Raw genomic sequence first — 21,232 nt, 5'->3', positions numbered from 1 at the left:
GCCTGCTCTGCTCTGTTATGTTCTGCCGACTCAACGGGTCAGGAAAATCACGCTCGATACCATCAGGTTGCCGTGAGCCAGCTCGCCATTGGGCAGCCGCCCCTGCTCGCCGAAGGTAAAGGGGGTGATAAAGGGGATCTTGCCGAGGCGAGCCTGGCTCTGCTCGACAAATTGGCACAACATATCACCTAGCGCCAAACGACAACCAGCACAAAAGATGATGAGAGCGCCGATAGGCTGCAATTCCACGTCGACCCCATACCCTAGCTCAACGCGCATGGCATTGAGGCTGCGCTGCAACAACCCTTCCTGACTGCTGTACATCAACAGCAGACGCTCCCCTTGCTCCACATCGGTAAAGAGCCGCAGCCCGCCCTGTTCGGTCACAGCTTCAGGATGGGAAAGTTTGTAGTAAGGAATGCCATCCAGCGCTCCCACCTGACGGGCCAGCGGGGTGAGCGTGGTCTCCCGCAAAATCGCCCCCACCGGCCAGGGCTGCTCGCGCCCGCACCAGCGGGCATAGACCTCGGCGGCAGGCCGATGATCGATAGTGAGGACCTCCCGCCCGTTGCAGGTGGTGATCTCGCCGCTGAATTCGGCAGGCACATAGCCCGAATGAAACTGAAAGGCCAGCTGGCAATCGGGATAGAGCACCGCCAGACCGACGCCATCCTGACTCACCGCCTCATCCCAGCAGAGCTGCCAGTCACCGCTGACACTGCTATCAGCCGCGGATCCACCGACCACCGGCACCGAGGCACCGAGTTCGGCCTCGATACCGGCCAGCAGCCCCTCTTCCTTGCCGGGACTGGCGTGAAACAGGATCAGCTGGGGCAGCTCACCTGGCCGACCACAGTCGCTCATGGCTCGGCGCAGCAACTGCCGCACATCCACCCCGTCACCGCTGGCACCGGCTACCCCGAATGCCCCTTTCTCATCGTACAGAGCAGCAACGGCCAGCCCATATCCGTCTCGGGCGTGGTGTCCCATCTCGGTCATGACGCCACCGCAAGAGCTGCAACCCAACAGACGGGTCGTCGGGAACTGGCGTTTGAGCGCGTCGCGCAGTATCGCCCCCTCATGGGCTTGGGTAAAATAGAGTAACAGCAGGGAGGGGGCCTGATCGGCATGGTGGCGCAGCTGCGCGCAGATATCTTGGGCCGCCAGCGATGAATTCTGGGCGAGGGAGTGAACGGTCAGAAATTTCAACACCATCTCCTTGTTTTATCGAATGGCAGCCTCAAGCAAAAATCATACCTTTATCAAACAATTATCTCGCTTCGCTTGCTAACATAGCGGTCAACTGAGACCAATGACAGGACGCCCATATGTGGCAAAAAAACATCAATGACTTCGATCGGGTCGTTGCCATCGGTGGTGGCCACGGCATGGGACGAGTGCTTTCGTCCCTCTCGTTTCTCGGTCAACGGCTCACCGGCATCGTCACCACCACAGATGATGGCGGCTCGACCGGACGCCTGCGCAAGAGTCAGGAGTGCATCGCCTGGGGCGATCTGCGCAACTGCTTGAACCAGCTGGTGACCGATCCCAGCATCGGCAGCCTGTTGTTCGAGTACCGCTTTACCGGCAAAGGCGAGCTGGCGGGCCACAACCTTGGCAACCTGATGCTGCTGGCGCTCGATAATCTCTGTGTCCGTCCTCTTGATGCTATCAAGCTGATCAGTGACATGCTCAAAATCGAGTCACAATTGCTACCCATGTCTGAATTTCCCACCGATCTCTGCGCCCATATGGAGTGTGGCACCCAGATCCTGGGAGAGGTATCCATCGATCAACTGGCAACCCCTCCCCTCTCCCTCGGCCTGATGCCGGAAGTGCAAGCGACCCGGGAAGCGGTGCTGGCACTTCAGCAGGCGGACATGATCATTCTGGGGCCGGGCAGTTTTCTCACCTCCATCATGCCGCCACTGCTGCTGGCCGAGATCGCCCAGGCCATCAACGAGAGCAGCGCCATGCTGGTTTTCGTCTGCAATCTGGTGGCAGAAAACGGCCCTGCCAGCCAGCTGGATCTGATGAGTCAGTGTCGCTGGCTGGAGTCCCGGGTCGGTCAGGGTCGGCTGGATGCCATCCTGACCCCACAGGGCGCGGGTGATGCGGGGGACTGGCAAGGGCGTGTGATCGAAGCCGAGCTGGGCGAGCTTGAGCTGCCCCATCGGCACGATCGGTTGAAGCTGAAACTGGCGCTGGACCGGATCATCCAGCAACTGCTCAACCAGCGTTAGGCAACGGTCACGGCGCCCCGGCATCCTTGCATGGCGCCGTTACTGATAATCGGCAAGAAACGCGAGCACTTGAGGCAAGGAGGCCTCCAGCAGTTGCAACTGGCGCTCTGCCTCGGCCACATCGGCCTGCTTGCTGGCCATCTCCAGCGCCATCACCTGCTGATAGCTCGGCATGGCGCCGTAGCTGCCACAGGATGATTTCATGCTGTGCGCCACCCGAGCCAGCGCCTCCCACTCCCCCTGCTCATAGAGGGGCCTGAGCTGACTCAGCTGCTCGCCCACCTCTTCAATAAAGACTGCGATGACCACGGGCAGCATATCCGGACCGATATCCTCTGCCAGCTGCTGCAACACCTTGCGATCCACCCACTCCATGCGAGGCTCCTCCAGAACGGTATTCAAACAGACCATACTATAGATAGTTTTCGATGTCGTGGCTCACGGCCAGGCAGTGATGAAGCACCCGATTGGATGGCTCAGGGAATAAAGTGGCAAAAAATGTGATCAATATCGAAATAGCGATGCTGAAATGCACGTCAAGACAACAATCTGATTGCCACAAATTAACAATTGATCAACACTCAATGCCGTCAGAGTGATGATGCTCAGCAACACCTCTCATCCCTTTTGCCTTTTATGGCTGCTGCGAAGAACCAGGGTAGGTATCTACCCTGGTATTTTTTTATCTTGCTCAAGCGCGACCTGATTGGTCGCCACCCGCTCCCCCATGCGAAACAGATTGAATTCGCCGGGCGCCATTTTTACCCAATTCTCATTGCCGGTCAGCGGACGGGTGGTGATCAGGGTCACCACATCGTTGGGGGTGGTCTCCCTTTGAAAGTCGATCACCACCTCCTCATCCAGCAGGCTCGCCTCGCCAAAGGGCGCGCAGCGGGTCAGCCAGTGCAGGTTGTTGCTGCAGTAGCTCATCACATACTCCCCGTCCGAGAGCAGCATGTTGAACACCCCCAACCCCCTGAGCTCATCACACAGGGTGGCGAGATAGCGAAACATGGCGGGAAAGTTGGCTGGACGCTTGGGATATTTTTGCTCCAGCCGATCGAGCAACCAGCAGAAGGCGTGCTCGCTGTCGGTATCCCCCACCGGCCGGTGGCGGCCGGTTGGCAGCTTCTTGTAGCCGGTGAGCTGACCGTTGTGGGCGAAGGTCCAGTAACGACCCCACAGCTCACGGGTAAAGGGGTGGGTATTTTCCAGTGACACGCAGCCACGGTTGGCCTGCCGGATGTGGCTGACCACGGCGCAGCTCTTGATGGGCAGCGCCTGTACCAGTCTGGCGATGGGAGATTGGGCGCTGGGCTCGGGATCCTTGAAGGTGCGAAAGCCCTTCCCCTCGTAGAAGGTGATCCCCCAGCCATCCTTGTGGGGCCCGGTCTTGCCGCCGCGCAGCATCAACCCGGTAAAGCTGAAGCAGATATCGGTCGGCACATTGGCACTCATGCCGAGCAGTTCGCACATATCCGGCAGACTCCTTTCATGATTTGGCTTGTGTCATGTTCGACCAGCACGCTGGTTCGACAGACAGCAGGGGAAGGCGCAATCCCTTCCCCTGTGACTGGCAATAACCGATCGATGGCGAACCATGCTACCGACGCAGCCCTTATCTGGTAGTTATGGCCTGATCACTTGGCCATCTCTTTTTCGACCAGCTGGATCAGGATGTGGATCACCTTGATGTGCACTTCCTGAATACGGTCGGCATAGCCAAAGTGCGGCACGCGGATCTCGACATCCGCCAGACCTGCCATCTTGCCGCCATCCTTGCCGGTCAGGGCGATCACTTTCATCCCTTTGGCGCGGGCCGCCTCGATGGCTTTCAGGATATTGCCGGAGTTGCCGCTGGTGGAGATGCCAAGCAGCACGTCGCCACGACGGCCGACCGCTTCCACATAGCGGGAGAAGACATAGTCATAGCCAAAATCGTTGGAGACGCAGGAGAGGTGGCTCGGATCTGAGATGGCGATACCGGCATAACCCGGGCGGTTCTCGCGGTAACGACCGGTCAGCTCCTCGGCAAAGTGCATGGCGTCACAGTGGGAGCCACCGTTGCCACAAGAGAGCACCTTGCCCTCTTCTTTGAAAGAGTCAGCCAGCAGTTTGGCGGCCGCTTCGATGTTTTTCAGGTTCTGCTCATCAGCCAGGAAGGCCTGCAGCACGCTGGCAGCTTCGGTCAGTTCATTGCGGATCAATTCTTGGTACATGATGTCTCTTCCACTGTTTTAGTGTGCGTGTAAATCGCGGCTATTCTCGCACAAGCGAATCGCACAGTCGCCCCCCTGCGAGCCACAGTGCTGGCGGCGCGTGAGCGTTATGGGGATCACAGAGAGAAGGTAATGAAGATGTAAACAGCTTGATAACTTTGTGCGTATGAATTACAACAGGGGCCATATCCAACAGGTCAGACCTCTGGATCAGTTACGCCACGTTGGCAACTTAACCACGCAAGGAGCAAGCAATGACGACGACCCTCACTCTGCTCGGGGTGATCCTGGTTATCGGAGCCCTGGCCTATCGCCGGGCATCCCTGTTCATCTCCACCCTGGTCACCGGCGCCGCCCTGGTGCTTGGCGCCATCTATGGTCATGTGCCCTTGCTGGTATGGGCGCTGTTCGCGGTGATCGCCATCCCGCTCAATCTGGTGGAATTTCGCCGCAATCAAATAACCAAGCCGCTGTTCAAGATCTACAAATCGATCATGCCGGAGATGTCCCGCACCGAGAAAGAGGCTATCGAAGCGGGCACCACCTGGTGGGAAGCCGATCTGTTCGCGGGCAACCCGGACTGGAAAAAACTGCACGCCATCCCGGTCAGCGCCCTCTCTGCCGAAGAGCAGGCCTTTATGGATGGCCCGGTCGAGGAAGTGTGCCGCATGGTGAGCGACTGGGAAGTGACCCACGAGCGCGCGGATCTCTCCCCCGAGGTGTGGCAATACCTGAAGGACAACAAGTTCTTCGCCATGATCATCAAGAAGAAATATGGCGGTCTGGAGTTCTCGGCCTACGCCCAGTCCTGTGTCCTGCAAAAGCTGTGCGGTGCCAGCGCCGTGCTCGCCTCCACCGTCGGCGTGCCCAACTCACTGGGCCCGGGCGAACTGCTGCAACACTATGGCACTGACGAGCAGAAAGATTACTACCTGCCCCGCCTGGCGGTAGGCAAAGAGATCCCCTGCTTCGCCCTGACCAGCCCGGAAGCGGGTTCTGATGCCGGTTCCATCCCCGACTTCGGTATCGTCTGCAAGGGCGAGTGGGAAGGCAAAGAGGTGCTCGGTATGCGCCTCACCTGGAACAAACGCTACATCACGCTCGCCCCCATTGCTACCGTGCTGGGTCTGGCCTTCAAACTGCGTGACCCCGAGCACCTGCTGGGTGAAGAGGAAGAGCTCGGCATCACCTGCGCGCTAATCCCGACTCACATCAAGGGTGTCGGCATTGGCCGTCGCCACTTCCCGCTCAACGTGCCGTTCCAGAACGGTCCGACCCAGGGCAAGGATGTGTTCGTCCCGCTCGATTTCATCATCGGTGGCCCGGCCATGGCCGGTCAGGGCTGGCGCATGCTGGTCGAGTGTCTGTCGGTCGGTCGCGGCATCACCTTGCCCTCCAACAGCACTGGCGGCGTCAAGATGCTGGCCCTGGCGAGCGGCGCCTACAGCCGCATCCGTCGCCAGTTCAAGCTGCCCATCGGCAAGATGGAAGGGATTGAAGAGCCGCTGGCCCGCATCGGCGGCAACGCCTACATCATGGGCGCCGCAGCCAACCTGACCGTGACAGGTATCGACCTTGGCGAGAAGCCCTCGGTCATCTCCGCCATCGTCAAATACCACCTCACCGACCGAGCCCAGAAGTGCATCATCGATGCCATGGACATCCACGGCGGCAAGGCCATCTGCATGGGCCCCAACAACTATCTGGCCCGTGGCTATCAGGGTGCCCCCATCGCCGTTACGGTGGAAGGGGCCAACATCCTGACCCGCAGCATGATCATCTACGGTCAGGGCGCCATCCGTTGCCACCCGTATGTACTGCCGGAGATGCTGGCCGCCAGCCATCCCGACAAGGAGCAGGCGCTGAAGGATTTCGACAAGGCAGTATTCAGCCACGTCGGCTTTGCCATCAGCAACCTGGTACGAAGCTTCTGGCTCGGTATCACCGGCGCCCGCTTTGCCGCGGCCCCTTACAAGGATCAGACCAAGGGCTACTACCAGCAGCTCTCCCGCCTCTCGGCCAACCTGGCGTTCCTGTCAGACATGGCGATGGGCACCCTGGGGGGCGAGCTCAAGCGCAAGGAGCGGGTCTCCGCCCGTCTTGGCGACGTGCTGAGCCAGCTCTATCTCGCCTCCAGCGCCCTCAAGCGCTATCAGGACGAGGGACGCCAGCAGGCCGACCTGCCGCTGCTGCACTGGGCACTGCAAGATGCCATGTTCAAGGCACAAGAGGCGATCGACGAGCTGCTGCGCAACTTCCCGAACCGCTGGATTGGCCTTGCCCTGCGCGCCGTGGTGCTGCCGCTGGGTCGTGACCTGAACCGTCCGTGCGACAAGCTGGACCAGCAAGTGGCCCGTCTGCTGCAAACCCCGAGCGAGACCCGCAGCCGCCTGGCCAAGGGCCAATACCTGACTCGCGAAGAGGGCAACCCCTTCGGTCTGCTGGAGCAGGCGCTCGATGACGTGCTGGCCGCCGAGCTGCTGTTCGAGAAAGTCTGCAAGAGCGATGGTATCAAGCGTCCCTTCATGGCACTGGACAAGCTGGCCGACATGGGCCTGGCCGCTGGCGTACTGACCCAGAGCGAAGCCGAGCTGCTGCGCCGCGCCGAAGTAAGTCGCCTGCGCACCATCAACGTCGATGATTTTGACCCCATCGATCTGGTGGCCAACAAGAAGCTGTTTGAAGCCTCCGCTTACCATCACGCAGCCTGATAACCAACTATCGACAACGCCTCCCTTGTGGAGGCGTTTTTTATGGGCGTTCACCACTATTCACGGCCCGAACAGCCACCACTCGCACGCACAGCCCCCCCGACCAGCTGCAGCCCCCGTGTGGTCAGCCGGGAAAAAAGGCACAATAGCCGACAAATCGAATCACCAAGGAAGCCAAGATGACCCTTGAGCACCTGATCCTGTGGCGCCGCGACCTGCACCGCCTGCCGGAAGCCGCCTGGAAAGAGTTTCGCACCACCAGCCTGATTGCCCACCACCTGAGCGAGCTCGGTTATCGCATTGTGCTTGGCGACAAACTGCTGGCCAGCAATCTGATGATGGGGCGTGATGTGGATGTGGCGGCCGAGAAGGCTCGCGCCCGTCGTCAGGGAGCCCATCCCGACTGGCTGGAGCGGATCGGCGATGTCACTGGCCTGATGGGAGAGCTGGATACCGGCCGTCCCGGTCCGACCCTGGCCTTTCGCTTCGATATCGACGCGGTGGAGGTGGAAGAGTCCGACGCTGAACAACACCAACCGCAGCAGGAGGGTTTTGCCTCCCACAACAAGGGGTGGATGCACGCCTGCGCTCACGATGGCCACACCGCCATCGGCATGGGGCTGGCCAGCAGCCTGATGGCGATGAAAGAGCAGCTGTGCGGCCGTATCAAGCTCTTCTTCCAGCCGGCCGAAGAGGGGTGCCGCGGTGGCAAGGCGCTGGCTGCCGGTGGTGCACTCGATGACGTGGATGCCCTGCTTTCGCTCCATATCGGTATTCACGCTGGCAGCGGCGAGCTGGTGATCAACCCCACCGAGTTTCTCTGCTCCACCAAGTTCGACGTCCACTTTATGGGCACCGCCGCCCATGCAGGGCTCGAGCCCAACGCTGGCAACAATGCGCTGGCAGCCGCCTGCATGGCCACCACCGCCATGCTCGGCATTCCCCGCCACCGCGACGGCATGACCCGCATCAACGTTGGCCAGCTTCACGCTGGCAGCGGCCGCAACGTCATCCCCGATCATGCCGAGCTGCGCGGTGAGACCCGCGGCGCCGACAGCGCGCTCAACGACTACATGTTCAGTCAGGTACAGCGCATCGTCGAAGGTACCGCCCTCGCCCACGGTGTCACCTATCGCATCATCAAGCAGGGTGAGGCCATTGCGCTCGACAACAGCCCGGCCCTGCAGGCCGAGCTGGCGGCGCTGGCCCGCAAGCAGGGGCTCGCCACTATCCAGACTCGCCGCTTTGGCGCCAGCGAAGATGCCGGTTTTCTGATGGAGCGGGTGCAAAAGCAGGGGGGCGAAGCGGCTTACCTCATCCTGGGGGCCGATCTGGCGGCGCCGCACCATCACAACGAATTCGATTTCGATGAGAGGGTGATGCAAAGCGGGGTCGAGCTGCTGGCAGCTTGGACACGCGCACGGCTGGGTGTGGTAGAAGCAACCCTCTCTTGATATCCCCTCGGCCAGCTCACCGGCTAACGGGATCAAAAAAAGGCGCCTCGGCGCCTTTTTTCTGCAAGAAAAACCTGAGCGCTACTCGCGGAGCTTGCGATGCACATCGGGGCGGCCACCGGTCACGCTATCGGCTCTCCCCTCCTCTTTGGCCTTCTCGGCCCGCTTTTTGCGCATCTCGCGGGGATCGGCGATGAGCGGACGGTAGATCTCGATACGATCGCCGTCGTGCAGCGGCTCGCTCCCTTTCACCGGTCGGCTGTAGATGCCGAACTTGTTGACCGCCAGATCGATCTCGGGGTGCTTTTGCACGATGCCGGACTGCTCGATGGCCGCCAGCACGCTAGTCTCGGGCGCCACCCGCAGGGCAATCACCGTCTGCTGCTGCGGCAAGGCATAGACAACCTCGATATTGAGCTGGTCAGACACCGTAGACCTCCTTCGCCCGGTTGGAGAAGGCGGAGACCATGGAGCTCACCAGATCGCGGAATACCTGACCAAAGGCAACCTCGATAAGCTTGGAGGTAAACTCGAAATCGAGATCAAACTCCACCTTGCAGGCATCCACATCGAGCGGAGTAAAGGTCCACCAGCCCGCCAGCTTGCGGAACGGGCCATCCACCAGCTCCATCCTGATCTGGCGGTTCACATCCAGCTGATTGCGGGTAGTAAAGGTCTTGGCAATCCCCGCCTTGGCCACATCGACCGACGCCATCATGTAGTCATCGCCAGCCTCGTGGACACGGCTGCCGACACAGCCGGGCAAAAACTGCGGATAGGCATCCACATCGTTAACCAACTTGAACATCTGTTCTGCACTGAACATCACCAGGGCACTGCGCGTAATTCGGGGCATGGCTTTTCCTCATCCAATCGGCGCGATTTTATCACCATGTTTGGGGTTGTGGAGGTAAAACCTCAGCCAAACCGCTCAGAAAGCCACCACTTGACCTGCTGCGCGTTTTACAGCCGCCCCTGCCTACGTATAATACGAGCCTCCTAGTCATTGCCGGAAATCGCCCGTCATGAGCAAAAAAAACAGTAAAAACAAAGCCGGGTCCAGCACCATTGCACTCAACAGAACCGCGCGCCACGAATACTTCATCGAAGAGAAGATCGAAGCGGGTCTGTCCCTGCAAGGGTGGGAAGTCAAATCCCTGCGGGCGGGCAAGGCCAACATCAGCGAAGCCTATGTCATCTTCCGCGATGGCGAGGCCTATCTGTTCGGCTCCAGCTTCCTGCCACTGCAAGCGGCCTCCAGCCATGTGGTATGTGACCCGACCCGCACCCGCAAACTGCTGCTGAGCCGTCGTGAACTCGACAAGCTCGAAAGCCTGATTGCCCGTCAGGGCTACACCATAGTTCCCCTCGCCCTCTACTGGAAACAGTGCTGGGTCAAGGTCGAGATCGGCCTGGTGAAGGGCAAGAAAGAGCACGACAAGCGCGAAGATACCAAGGCCCGCGAATGGGATCGGGAGAAAGCCCGCATCATGAAGAACAAGCATCGCGGCTAACCTGCGACTGGCAGGATCAGAACGCCAGTTCACCTTCCCCCGGCGCGGCTGGCTCTTCAGGCTCAGCTGCGTACAATAAATCGGCAAACAGACTGGCTGCCAGAGGGAATGGGTATCAACGCCTTGCTATGACAGCATTTTTGCGTACAATCGCAATTAACAACTTGGGGCTGATTCTGGATTCGACAAGATTCACGAAACCCAAGGTGCATGCCGAGGTGCGGTAGGCCTCGTTAATAAACCGCAAAAAAATAGTCGCAAACGACGAAAACTACGCACTAGCAGCTTAATAACCTGCATAGAGCCCTTCTACCCTAGCTTGCCTGTGTCCTAGGGAATTGGAAGGTCATCCTTCACAGGATCGTGTGGAAGTCCTGCTCGGGGCGGAAGCATTAAAACCAATCGAGCTAGTCAATTCGTGGCGTGTCTCTCCGCAGCGGGTTGGCGAATGCAAAGAGTGACTAAGCATGTAGTGCCAAGGATGTAGTAATTTTGGACGGGGGTTCAAATCCCCCCAGCTCCACCAAATATTGTTCCGAGAAGGAACGAAGAAGTACAGAAACCCGCAAGATTCAACGTCTTGCGGTTTTTTTGTTGTCCGACAAAGTCGAAGTGGTCGCCTAAAACCAGCTTCACGAGTACTATAATTAGTACCACAAGGTTAGTGGTACTCAATTCGATGGTACTAAGGAGCGTTATGGTCACGGTGGAGAAAAAGAGGCGCGAAACAGGTAACTGCAGATTAACCGACCCAAAAGTTAAAAACGCCAAGCCATCCGAAGACGCTAAGGCGAAAGGCCAGATGACCACCTTGCGCGATGGTGATGGGTTAGAACTGAGGATCAGTGCGGCGGGTTCAAAGCTCTGGGCCTTCAAGTACTCAAAGCCTTCTGACAATAAGCGCACAAACATGAGCTTTGGCACTTACCCAGAGGTATCCCTTGGCCAAGCCCGTGAACTACTGCGAAAGGCTCGCGCCCTGCTGGCCCAAGGCATTGATCCCAAGCTCCACAAAGAAGAACAGGCCGCCATGGTCAAAGCCATGGAAGAAGCCAGCACCAACACCTTTGAACACATGGCATCTAAGTGGCTGGATCTCAAACGCCATGATGTAACTGAAGCCTATGCCGCAGATTCGTGGCGCTCTCTTGAGCTGTATGTGTTGCCCTTCATCGGTTCTATGCCCATCGACCAGATCCGTGCTCCCAAAGTCATCTAGATGCTGCGCCCTCTGGAGGCAGCTGGCAAACATGAGACTGTACGCCGCCTTTGTCAGCGGATTAACGAAGTCCTCGACTATAGCGTTAACCACGGCCTGCTCGATGCCAATCCCTGCTCAGCGATATGCAAGGTTTTCAAGAAGCCAGCCAAAAAGCACATGCCGCCTCTCAAACCGGACGAGTTACCGCTTTTGATGGCTGACATTGCCAATGGTCGGTTAGACCCGACCACGCGCTGCCAAATTGAATGGAGCCTGCATACCTTGGTGCGCCCGGGCGAATCAGCCGGTACCCGTTGGGATGAGATCGACCTTGACGCCAAAGTCTGGAATATCCCTGCTGAGCGGATGAAGATGGATCGCCCCCACCGGGTTCCTCTGACCCCGCAAGCTATCTCTCTGCTGGAGCGCATGAAGCCGATCAGCGGCCACCGTCCTTTTGTGTTCCCTGGCCGCCGCGATCCGCTTGGTCACATCAACGACCAAAGTGCCAATGCGGCCTTAAAACGGCTTGGTTATGGCGGGCGACTAGTGGCTCATGGTTTGCGCTCGCTGGGGAGTACCACGCTCAACGAACAGGGCTTCAACCCTGACGCCATTGAGGCCGCACTATCCCACACCGATGAGAACGAAATCCGTCGCGCCTACAACCGCTCTGACTACTTTGAGCAGCGGGTGATCATGATGGGCTGGTGGAGTGACCACATAGAGAATGCCAGCCAAGGAAGCCTGTCTCTGGCGAACGGCACTAAGGCGCTCAAGCTGGTCAAAGAATAAACCGAATCCCACCGGGTCTATCTCGACGGAGAGAAAAGCGGGAAAGCCTTGCCCGTCTGACTCTGCCCTCCACTTAAGCTGATAGTGTGAGATCTGCGCATGACGAGAAGAACAACAAAACTCCAACCCTTACCGAAAAGGTTTAATCTGTCAGATTATGAACTATCCAATCATGAAACTAATCGCTCACTGATTGCTAATTTATTGTTCAAAATCTCATTCCTACGCGATGACATTGCAGCGGCTAACATATCCTCCGACATGAGCTCTCCGATGACTATTCAGGCTAAATAACTGATCCCAATAGTGCTACACCTTCGCTATATCTCGAAAATAAATAAAGCCCCGGACATGATGTATGTCAGAGGCTTTATTATATAAGTAATAAACTTGCTACAGTTAAATGGTCATGTTAGGCACTGCGTGATGTAGCTTGCACCGAGTCAACCATAATATTTTCTTTAATCGCGAACCTCTTACTGTAAATAGCAGTAAGGATAGGTACTAACACAGCCGTTACGATCACACAGGTTGCAACCAGCGCGGTTGCAGATTGAGCCACAGGTGCAAACGCAGGGTTCATCTGGGCGATGATCATCGGGTTAGCGACGGCAGCTCCGGCGGTGGAAGAGGCAGCGACTCCAGCTGTGCCATTACCACCAGCCAACCACTTGTCAGCAAAAATGAGCGGAATACCGGTGACCACGATCACTGCCAATCCCAGCAGAATACCAAGCAGGCCGGTATCGATAATGACTGAGAAGTTGATGGTATTGCCCAATGCAAACCCGAAGAAGGGGATTAGGGTGCCAGTAGCCTTGCTGAAAAACTCCTTCAAATCAGGGTCCAAGTTGCCGAGGGCAAAGCCTATTAGGAAAGGCAGAATCGCACCGACAAAGTGGTGACCTTGGAATGATGCCAACCCTGTTGCACCCAGAATAACCATGGTCATCAACGGACCTGACTCTACAGACATCAGCACAAACGCGCCAGACTCTTCCTTGGTGCCGTACTGGTTCATCAGGCTGGCATAAAGACCGCCGTTAGTCATATCCATAGCCGAGACGAGAGCCAAGGTTGAAAGACCTGCGAGTAAGCCAGCTTCAATCCCGTGCTCAGGCAACAGGTGGGATGCCAGTATGGCGACCAACCAGGCCACCGCAATTTTGGTGACAACCAGTACACCGGATTTACGGATCACGGTGCCGGTGGCTTTGAGATTGATGGAAGCGCCGATACAGAAGAACCAAACAGCCAAAATTGGCACTGTTCCTGTGATGATCCCTTTGGTGAAGCCACCATAGTACTCTGCGGTACCGGGAGCAAATGTATTCAAAGTTGCACCCAGAAGCAGCGGGATCAGCATGATCCCCCCCGGAATTTTATCCAACGTCTGTTTGATTTTCATATAGACCTCAATAATGAAAAAAGAAATAACATAAAAAGTTTCAATTCTGTATTTTTAATAGTTTTATTGATTGGCCAACCACGTTTTGCTGACCTTGAACACGGCTTTTTTTATCTTTTTCGATGTATTTACTTGGCAAGTCGGACGATGAACTTCACCCGGATAAAAAATGGCAAAATCACCCGTTCCAAGTAGTATCCGATTGGTAATTTCATCTTGGTCAATGAAGATCAAGTCAGGCTTGGTTTCCTGATATGAATGTGGAGAGGTAATGGCTGCACTGGTAGCAATTACCTCTTGACCACACAACAGTATTTGTATATCGATAAACTGATCATGAAATTCACTTTTCAAGCAGTTTTCAGGAGCAGTGGTTGGGCTTGAAATAAGATAAAAAACGTCATTCTCGATTATGTCGAATTTTCCAGCCTGCTGGCTCAGCAAATGCTGATGGGAGCACTCTTCTCTTTGTAAAAGCTGCAATAATGGAGTGGGTAACATCGCCATTGCGAGTTGATTTATATTACCGATGATCATGAGCCGAATTTCCTTGTCGCGTTGTCCGTCTTGATCGTCGTTACAGGCAGGCGAGCCCGTCTATCGAGCGAGTCAGATCGGAGTTATCGTTACGTATTTGTGGTATGGGCCCGGCCACCAGGCCCGAATGAGGTTTAAAGTGCCGCCATGGCATCCCGTGCAAGCGAGCCAATCTTGTCCCACTCCCGCCGCTCGATGAGCTCAGCTGGGACCATCCAGGTACCGCCGCAGGCAAACACTGCCCCTTGGGCCAGATAATCCTTCACATTACTCGGGCTGATACCGCCGGTAGGCATAAAAGTAACGGGATAGACGGCGCTTAGTGCCTTGAGCATGGCCAGCCCGCCGGAAGCCTCTGCCGGGAAGAACTTGAGTGTATGCAGGCCAAGCTCCATTGCTTGCTCAACCAAGCTGGGATTATTGACTCCAGGGATGATAGGCACGCCTCGCGCCTGGCAATACTGAACGATCCGTGGATTGAGTCCTGGGCTGACGATGAAATCCACCCCTGCTTCTATAGCCTGATCCACTTGGGCTGTAGTGAGCACGGTCCCCGCCCCGATGGTCATGTTGGGGAAGGCTGCTCGCAGTTGACGGATGGCATCGGCCGCAGCGGGTGTGCGGAAGGTGATTTCCGCACTCGGCATGCCGTTGTCCATCAAAGCCTGACCAAGGGCCACTGCATCATCAGCATTCTTGATAGCGATGACGGGGATGATCTTCAGGCTGGACAGTTGTTCAAGCAATACTGACATGGGATTCCTCACTGGCATTGGTGGTGGCTGGCATCGCCAGCAAAGGGATGATGGCGCCGCGATGCTGAATAACAGTGCTCGCCAGTCGATGGGCATAGTGTGCTGAGTCGTTTACCGAGGCGTTGGCCAGTCGTTTGGCAAGGTAACCTGCGCTGAACGAGTCACCAGCCGCCGTAGTGTCTATCACCTGCGTCTGTGCCAGTGACACGGCGGGTACTTCATTGCACCGTTCGTCCTGCACGATGAGGCAGGAATCTGCACCGCGTTTGACAACTATTTCACTGACTCCGAGGGTCTGAGTCCGCGCCAGCGTCTGCTCAACCTGGCTATCTCCCCACAAGGCGTATTCGTCATCGAGTGTCAGGAAAGCAAGGTCAGTCAGCGTCAGCATGGCGTGATAGGCCTGCTGTGCCGCTTCGCGGCTTTCCCAAAGGCGTGGCCGATAGTTGTTGTCAAAGGCGATCTTCACCCCGGCAGCGCGACACTCGGCAAGACGTTGCAGCAGGGTTTCCCTGTCCGCTTGGGACAGGATGGCTAGGCTGATACCACTCAAATAGATGTAGTCGAACTCGTGCAATTGCTGGCAGATATGCTCCGCTTCATCGCCTTGCAACCAGTAACGGGCAGCCGCATCGCTGCGCCAGTAATGGAAGGTCCGCTCGCCGTGCTCGTCAGTTTCAATGAGGTAGAGACCAGGCAATTTGTGAGCAAAACGCTGCACCAGATCGGTATGGACACCTTCCTGTTGCCACTGCTGCAACATGGTATTGCTGATGGCATCGGTTCCCATTGCGGTCACATAGTGTACGGCCAGCTCAGTGTTGGATCGTGCCAGATAGACAGCCGTGTTGAGCGTATCTCCACCGAAATGGCGGACGATGTTCACCTTGCTCTCCGATAGCTCGATCATGCATTCGCCAATGACGGCAACCTTGATAGCCATATGTCCTCCCACTTTTATGATGGGTCCATTCTATTTAATGAAACGAAACTATCAAATGAATTGAAACACCATTTCATTAAATTGTGACGGAACGCAAAGGTTCTTCAGCCTGAGGAGGATGCCCGGCGTGAGAAGCGTTTTAAATGGTTCTGTTTGATACCGTAATCAGGTAAGGTAGCTGCGACCTTGGCTATGATTGCGCGCTTGTTTCAAATATAATGAAACGATAGATTTTATAAGGGGATATAGATGTCAGCGGTAGATAACTCACCGGATTCGGTCTCGTCAGTACTGAAAGTGTTCGGTATCTTGCAGGCCTTGAGTGAACAAAAAGATATCGGAGTGACTGAGCTGTCCCAGCGGATCATGATGTCAAAAAGCACTGTTTATCGTTTTTTGCAGACAATGAAGACGCTTGGTTATGTCAATCAGGAAGGGGAGACTGACAAGTACACCCTTAGTCTGAAGCTTTTCGAACTGGGTGGAAGAGCGCTGGAGCACCAGGATTTGATCCAAATCGCTGATGTCCAGATGTACCGGTTGGGTAAGTTGACCAAAGAAACGCTGCACCTAGGGGCACTCGATGAAAACAGTGTCGTCTATCTGCACAAGATCGACTCCGAATACAATCTGCGTATGTACTCCCGTATCGGTCGCCGCTGCCCACTCTACAGCACCGCACTTGGCAAGGTAATGATGGCTTGGCTACCAGAAGAAGAGGTGCGGAGCATGTTGGCCGGAGTAACGTTTGAGCGCTTAACCGAGCATACCCTGGCTAATGTTGATGCCCTGTTGGCGGAGCTGGCACAGGTGCGCGAGCAAGGCTATGCGGAAGACAATGAAGAAAATGAGAACGGGCTGCGTTGCTTCGGTGTGCCTATCTACAACCGGATGGGGCGCATCATCACCGGGCTCTCTTTGTCACTACCGATAGTCCGTTTTGAAGAAAGCAAACGTGCCGAACTTGTTAGTTTGCTACATGAAGCTGCTGCCCGCATTTCGGCGGAGCTTGGCTATCACGACTATCCCTTTACCTCAAACTGAGAGTGTAAGCGCCTTACTTAGCCTCATCATATGAGTGGATACCAGTCAGGCATCCACTCAATGCTCCCGGTTATCGAACCCGACCGAGCGGCGCTACACCTTGGTGTCGGTAGAGGGAAACCATGGTGTAGCCATTGATGACGAAGAACATCCCCTCTAACAGACTCCCGCCAATCGAACCAGCCCAGAGGTTGTGTACAACCCAACAGAGACTGCTGACCAGCATGCACCCTCGCAGTGGTAGTCCATCCAATCTGAACAGGGCATAGGTACTCAACGTGGTCCCCGTCAGGGTGAGCAATTGCATGGGGTGTTCCAGCTGAGGAAGCACCAGCACCCAAACCAACACAATAACGCTCCACATGACACTTAACGTTCGGTGGTACCCGGAAACCCACGTGCGGACTGCACACAGCAGGCAGTTTATGGCGGCGACCGTCGCACCGAGCATCATAAAATGCAGAGCCAAAAGTACCCCATTAAGGGTCAGGTGCCGCCGCAATTTCTGATCCTGGTGTTGCAAAAAAGCGGTGGCACCGATAGCGCAAGCCAGCAACCCAAGGAGCTGGGCCAGCCAAGGTGCATCAAGATGCATAGGGTAAATTCCGTAACAGGATTGAACAAAAAAGGCGCCATTGGCGCCTTGTTGCATCTTAAGAGATCAGCGGGCCAACCAGCCACCATCCACAGCGATTGTGTAGCCATTGATGTAGTCGGAAGCCGCAGAGGCAAGGAAGACTGCCGGGCCCATCATGTCATCGGGTACACCCCAACGTCCGGCCGGGATCCGTTCCAGAATGGCAGCATTGCGATCCTCATCTGCACGCAGAGCTGTCGTATTGTTGGTGGCCATGTAACCGGGAGCAATGGCGTTAACGTTGATACCTTGGCTTGCCCATTCATTGGCCAGCAGGCGGGTGATCCCCATCACGCCGCTCTTGGAGGCTGTGTAGGAAGGCACTCTGATCCCACCCTGATACGAGAGCATGGAGGCAATATTGATGATCTTGCCACCCAGGCCCTGAGCGATAAACTGCTTCGCGACTGCCTGGGACATGAAGAAGACACTCTTGATGTTGATGTTCATCACATCATCCCAGTCCTTCTCGTTGAAGTTGATGGCGTCTTCGCGGCGAATGATGCCAGCGTTGTTGACTAGGATGTCGACCCGACCAAACCGGGAGACGGCCTGATCCACCAGTCCTGGTAAGGTATCCACCTTGCTGACATCGGCCTTGAGGCTAAGGAACTGGCGGCCAATGGCCTCGACCTTGGCAATGGTATCGGTAGGCTCGACAATGTTGACACCAACGATGTCACAGCCTGCCTGAGCCAGGCCCAACGCCATACCCTGACCCAGACCGGTATCGCAACCGGTCACGATGGCAATCTTACCCTTCAAATCGAATGCATTGAGAATCATCTTATTTCCTCTGCTGCCACCCAGCGTGACAGTCTTGATGGTGGTGATGCGGCCATCTGAAGCGGGCCCGGACATAAAGGGAATTAACGCAGATCCTCGATGGCAACATGATCCATGTCACCGAACACCTGATTCTCGCCGACCATGCCCCAGATAAAGGTATAAGCCTGGGTACCTACCCCGGAGTGAATGGACCAACTTGGCGAGATCACTGCCTGCTCGTTGTGGATCAGCAAATGGCGAGTCTCGTCAGGCTTGCCCATCATGTGGAATACAGCCGCATCCTCTTTCATGTTGAAGTAGAAGTAGACCTCCATACGACGCTCATGAGTGTGGCAAGGCATGGTGTTCCACAAACTACCTTCCTCCAGCTGGGTCATGCCCATTACCAATTGACAGGTCGGCAGTACATCCGGCACTAGGTATTTGTAGATGGTGCGACGGTTGCTGGTAGACGCGTCACCGATAGTGCTGGGGGAAGCCTGCTCCTTGGTGACTTTGCGGGTCGGGAAATGCATGTGGGCCGGAGCACTGTTGTAGTAAAACTTGGCCGGTTGCGAGGCATCGACGCTGGCAAAACTTAGCTCCCTAGCGCCCTGTCCCACGTAAAGCGCTTCGGCATTACCGACTTCAAAGGTGGTTCCATCCACAGTAACCACACCGGGGCCACCGATGTTGATAAGCCCAAGCTCGCGACGTTCGAGGAAATAGCTGACACCAAAGGTCTTACCTAGCTCGTCTGAGAAGCCAAGCGGACCGTTAACCGGCATCATGCCACCGAACACGATGCGATCGATGTGGCTGTAGGTCATGGTCAGCTTGTTCGGGGTGAAGATCTCCTCAACCAGAAACTCACGGCGCAGGCCCTGAGTATCAAGTTGCTTGGCATGGTCGCTATGGATGCTTTGACGAATTTGCATAATGAACCTCAATTCAGGGCCTTTACGGCATCAATGACTGCGTACTTACGCTTTACTTTATGGAACGCACGATACCAATAAATGGAAGCGCCATCAATTTAAAAATGAAACGTTGTTTTAATTTTGTGATTTTGAGCTAATTCCGGGAAACTGACACTTCGGGTGTTTGTCAGGCCACAAAGGCAAGTCGGTAAGTAGTAGCGATATGGGGATGGAAATAGCTGCTGAGAGCACATGAGTCATCCCTGAGCTGAGTTCTCTTTGTAAAGTGAACCCTTCTTCGTGCCATCCGGGTGATTCTTGGGTACCAAGATGATGGCGAGTGAGTTTTGTACAAGCCCCACTTTGGAGTTGGAGGATAGACTCATTTGTTTATGGTTGACGCGTATAATGCAGCCCAGAACAAGGCAACATTGTGGTGAGTTTTCAGTCTGGCTCATCAGGCACTCGCCTACCTCTCCCCAACTCCCCCCGTAAAAATATTAGAAATAGCCATGAGTCTCTGGAAAAGTAGATTAAAAAACACCCAGTCATGTTCTTCCTCTTTCCTGCTCATCAGGTATAATCCGCCATCTTTTTTTGCATCAGTGACCAGCGACCCCCTATGACCGTCAACCGTTTTGACCCCAGCTCAGAGAGCCTGACGCCTGCAACTACGCGGGTTCAGCCATCGGACGACCACCCTGTCCAACAAGCGACTTCCAGCATTATTAGGTCTCACCACCCAAGGATTGGTTTTGTGAGCTTGGGATGCCCCAAAAACCTGGTCGATTCAGAACGCATCCTGACCCAGCTGCGTACCGAAGGGTACGATGTGGTGCCCAGCTATGACGATGCCGAGCTGGTCGTCGTCAACACCTGTGGCTTTATCGACAGTGCCGTGCAGGAGTCGCTCGAAGCGATCGGCGAAGCGCTGGCCGAGAACGGCAAGGTGATCGTCACCGGCTGCCTTGGCGCCAAAGAGAATCAGATCCGCGAGATCCACCCCAAGGTGCTCGAGATCACCGGCCCCCACGCCTATGAAGAGGTACTGGGTCACGTCCACAAATATGTGGAGAAGCCGCAGCACAACCCCTTCACCAGTCTGGTACCAGCCCACGGCGTCAAGCTGACCCCGCGTCACTACGCCTATCTGAAGATTTCCGAGGGCTGCAACCACCGCTGCACCTTCTGCATCATCCCCTCCATGCGCGGGGATCTGGTGAGCCGCCCCATCGGCGACGTGCTGGCCGAAGCCAAGCGCCTGAAAGAGGCTGGCGTGAAGGAGCTGCTGGTGATCTCCCAGGACACCTCCGCCTACGGCGTCGATGTGAAGCACCGCACCGGTTTCTACGACGGCATGCCGGTCAAGACCAGCATGGTCGCCCTGTGCGAAGAGCTGGCCAAGCTCGACATCTGGGTGCGCCTGCACTACGTCTACCCCTACCCGCACGTGGATGACGTTATCCCGCTGATGCGTGATGGTAAGGTACTGCCCTACCTCGATATTCCGTTGCAGCACGCCAGCCCGCGCATCCTCAAACTGATGAAGCGCCCGGGTACCGTCGAGCGCACCTTGGAGCGGATCCAGAAGTGGCGCGAGATCTGCCCGCAGATCACCCTGCGCTCCACCTTTATCGTCGGCTTCCCGGGCGAGACCGAGGAAGATTTCCAGATGTTGCTGGACTTTATCGACAAGGCAGAGCTGGATCGCGTCGGCTGCTTCAAATACAGCCCGGTCGAAGGGGCGCTGGCCAACGAGCTGCCGGATCCGGTACCGGAAGAGGTGCAGGAAGAGCGCTTCCAGCGCTTTATGGAGCTGCAACAGCAGGTCTCCATCCGCAAGCTGGCCCGCAAAGTGGGTCAGGAGATGACCGTTATCATCGACGAGGTGGACGAAGAGGGCGCCACTGGCCGCTCCTTCGCCGATGCGCCGGAGATCGACGGTCTGGTCTACCTCAACGGCGAAACCGGCCTCAAGCCGGGGGACATGGTCAAGGTACGGATCGACGAATCCGACGAATATGACCTGTGGGCCAGCCTGATCAGCTAATTGAGGCTCTACCGGCCAAATGAAAAAAGCGCC

The 21,232-nt window shown here is 56.3% G+C and carries 19 protein-coding genes, 1 other RNA gene and 1 pseudogene; 8 read left to right on the top strand and 13 right to left on the bottom strand.

The window, feature by feature from the left end:
- Positions 1-30 precede the first annotated feature (30 nt).
- Complete coding sequence (locus AB5Y85_RS18775; protein WP_257687420.1) at positions 31-1,215, bottom strand: FIST signal transduction protein; 1,185 nt, start codon at positions 1,213-1,215, stop codon at positions 31-33.
- A 113-nt stretch (positions 1,216-1,328) separates the two neighbouring features.
- Here AB5Y85_RS18775 and yvcK point away from each other — a divergent pair, with 113 nt between their 5' ends.
- Positions 1,329-2,243, top strand: coding sequence for a uridine diphosphate-N-acetylglucosamine-binding protein YvcK (yvcK, locus tag AB5Y85_RS18770; RefSeq protein ID WP_257687419.1), 915 nt, complete (start codon positions 1,329-1,331; stop codon positions 2,241-2,243).
- A 39-nt stretch (positions 2,244-2,282) separates the two neighbouring features.
- On the opposite strand, the gene AB5Y85_RS18765 is transcribed toward yvcK, so the two are convergent.
- The 3 genes from AB5Y85_RS18765 to lpcA all read right to left on the bottom strand — a co-directional run bounded on the left by AB5Y85_RS18765 (position 2,283) and on the right by lpcA (position 4,462).
- Positions 2,283-2,618, bottom strand: a complete 336-nt coding sequence (locus tag AB5Y85_RS18765) for an Hpt domain-containing protein (RefSeq protein WP_005353511.1) — start codon at positions 2,616-2,618, stop codon at positions 2,283-2,285.
- Between the two features lie 291 nt (positions 2,619-2,909).
- Positions 2,910-3,719, bottom strand: coding sequence for a class II glutamine amidotransferase (locus AB5Y85_RS18760; RefSeq protein WP_257687418.1), 810 nt, complete (start codon positions 3,717-3,719; stop codon positions 2,910-2,912).
- Positions 3,720-3,883: 164 nt separating this feature from the next.
- Positions 3,884-4,462 (bottom strand): D-sedoheptulose 7-phosphate isomerase, encoded by a 579-nt coding sequence (gene lpcA / locus AB5Y85_RS18755; protein WP_005334485.1) that lies wholly within the window; start codon positions 4,460-4,462, stop codon positions 3,884-3,886.
- Positions 4,463-4,716: 254 nt separating this feature from the next.
- Between lpcA and fadE the strand changes: the two genes are divergently transcribed.
- Positions 4,717-7,173 carry an acyl-CoA dehydrogenase FadE gene (gene fadE, locus AB5Y85_RS18750; RefSeq protein WP_257687417.1) on the top strand — a complete coding sequence of 819 codons (2,457 nt, stop codon included), beginning with the start codon at positions 4,717-4,719 and terminating at the stop codon, positions 7,171-7,173.
- A gap of 179 nt (positions 7,174-7,352) precedes the next feature.
- Positions 7,353-8,627, top strand: coding sequence for an amidohydrolase (locus AB5Y85_RS18745; protein ID WP_257687416.1), 1,275 nt, complete (start codon positions 7,353-7,355; stop codon positions 8,625-8,627).
- A gap of 81 nt (positions 8,628-8,708) precedes the next feature.
- On the opposite strand, the gene AB5Y85_RS18740 is transcribed toward AB5Y85_RS18745, so the two are convergent.
- Positions 8,709-9,056 carry an RnfH family protein gene (locus AB5Y85_RS18740; protein WP_257123361.1) on the bottom strand — a complete coding sequence of 116 codons (348 nt, stop codon included), beginning with the start codon at positions 9,054-9,056 and terminating at the stop codon, positions 8,709-8,711.
- The gene (locus AB5Y85_RS18735) at positions 9,049-9,483 is read right to left on the bottom strand and encodes an SRPBCC family protein (protein ID WP_005334496.1); all 435 of its coding nucleotides are present in this window, start codon (positions 9,481-9,483) and stop codon (positions 9,049-9,051) included. Before AB5Y85_RS18735 ends, AB5Y85_RS18740 begins: the two co-directional genes overlap by 8 nt.
- 169 nt (positions 9,484-9,652) lie before the next feature.
- On the opposite strand from AB5Y85_RS18735, the gene smpB reads away from it, so the two are divergent.
- The 3 genes and pseudogenes from smpB (at position 9,653) to AB5Y85_RS18720 (ending at position 12,137) form a co-directional block, all read left to right on the top strand.
- Positions 9,653-10,141, top strand: coding sequence for an SsrA-binding protein SmpB (gene smpB / locus AB5Y85_RS18730; protein ID WP_005334498.1), 489 nt, complete (start codon positions 9,653-9,655; stop codon positions 10,139-10,141).
- A gap of 166 nt (positions 10,142-10,307) precedes the next feature.
- Positions 10,308-10,667: a transfer-messenger RNA gene (ssrA, locus tag AB5Y85_RS18725) on the top strand.
- A gap of 171 nt (positions 10,668-10,838) precedes the next feature.
- A pseudogene (locus AB5Y85_RS18720) lies at positions 10,839-12,137 on the top strand (integrase domain-containing protein).
- Between the two features lie 412 nt (positions 12,138-12,549).
- Here AB5Y85_RS18720 and kdgT read toward each other — a convergent pair.
- The 4 genes from kdgT to AB5Y85_RS18700 all read right to left on the bottom strand — a co-directional run bounded on the left by kdgT (position 12,550) and on the right by AB5Y85_RS18700 (position 15,780).
- Positions 12,550-13,545 (bottom strand): 2-keto-3-deoxygluconate transporter, encoded by a 996-nt coding sequence (kdgT, locus tag AB5Y85_RS18715; protein WP_047438492.1) that lies wholly within the window; start codon positions 13,543-13,545, stop codon positions 12,550-12,552.
- Positions 13,546-13,608: 63 nt separating this feature from the next.
- Positions 13,609-14,082: a YhcH/YjgK/YiaL family protein gene (locus AB5Y85_RS18710; RefSeq protein WP_047438490.1), complete on the bottom strand. Its 474-nt coding sequence runs from the start codon at positions 14,080-14,082 to the stop codon at positions 13,609-13,611.
- A gap of 134 nt (positions 14,083-14,216) precedes the next feature.
- Positions 14,217-14,837, bottom strand: a complete 621-nt coding sequence (locus tag AB5Y85_RS18705) for a bifunctional 4-hydroxy-2-oxoglutarate aldolase/2-dehydro-3-deoxy-phosphogluconate aldolase (protein ID WP_047438488.1) — start codon at positions 14,835-14,837, stop codon at positions 14,217-14,219.
- Positions 14,821-15,780, bottom strand: coding sequence for a sugar kinase (locus AB5Y85_RS18700; RefSeq protein ID WP_052200057.1), 960 nt, complete (start codon positions 15,778-15,780; stop codon positions 14,821-14,823). Before AB5Y85_RS18700 ends, AB5Y85_RS18705 begins: the two co-directional genes overlap by 17 nt.
- A 249-nt stretch (positions 15,781-16,029) precedes the next feature.
- Here AB5Y85_RS18700 and kdgR point away from each other — a divergent pair, with 249 nt between their 5' ends.
- Positions 16,030-16,824 (top strand): DNA-binding transcriptional regulator KdgR, encoded by a 795-nt coding sequence (gene kdgR / locus AB5Y85_RS18695; RefSeq protein ID WP_257687415.1) that lies wholly within the window; start codon positions 16,030-16,032, stop codon positions 16,822-16,824.
- A 70-nt stretch (positions 16,825-16,894) separates the two neighbouring features.
- On the opposite strand, the gene AB5Y85_RS18690 is transcribed toward kdgR, so the two are convergent.
- The 3 genes from AB5Y85_RS18690 to kduI all read right to left on the bottom strand — a co-directional run bounded on the left by AB5Y85_RS18690 (position 16,895) and on the right by kduI (position 19,167).
- Positions 16,895-17,476, bottom strand: coding sequence for a YgjV family protein (locus tag AB5Y85_RS18690; protein ID WP_231560924.1), 582 nt, complete (start codon positions 17,474-17,476; stop codon positions 16,895-16,897).
- Positions 17,477-17,485: 9 nt separating this feature from the next.
- Positions 17,486-18,247 carry a 2-dehydro-3-deoxy-D-gluconate 5-dehydrogenase KduD gene (gene kduD / locus AB5Y85_RS18685; RefSeq protein ID WP_047438483.1) on the bottom strand — a complete coding sequence of 254 codons (762 nt, stop codon included), beginning with the start codon at positions 18,245-18,247 and terminating at the stop codon, positions 17,486-17,488.
- Between the two features lie 83 nt (positions 18,248-18,330).
- Positions 18,331-19,167 (bottom strand): 5-dehydro-4-deoxy-D-glucuronate isomerase, encoded by an 837-nt coding sequence (gene kduI / locus AB5Y85_RS18680; RefSeq protein WP_042020308.1) that lies wholly within the window; start codon positions 19,165-19,167, stop codon positions 18,331-18,333.
- Between the two features lie 604 nt (positions 19,168-19,771).
- Between kduI and rimO the strand changes: the two genes are divergently transcribed.
- Positions 19,772-21,199, top strand: a complete 1,428-nt coding sequence (rimO, locus tag AB5Y85_RS18675) for a 30S ribosomal protein S12 methylthiotransferase RimO (RefSeq protein ID WP_257687414.1) — start codon at positions 19,772-19,774, stop codon at positions 21,197-21,199.
- The last annotated feature ends 33 nt before the right edge of the window (positions 21,200-21,232 follow it).

The organism is Aeromonas sp. R3-1, assembly GCF_040908345.1.
GTDB lineage: Bacteria > Pseudomonadota > Gammaproteobacteria > Enterobacterales > Aeromonadaceae > Aeromonas > Aeromonas veronii.
Note: the sequence above shows the minus strand (reverse complement) of the source record. Positions and strands in the feature narration are given on the sequence as shown.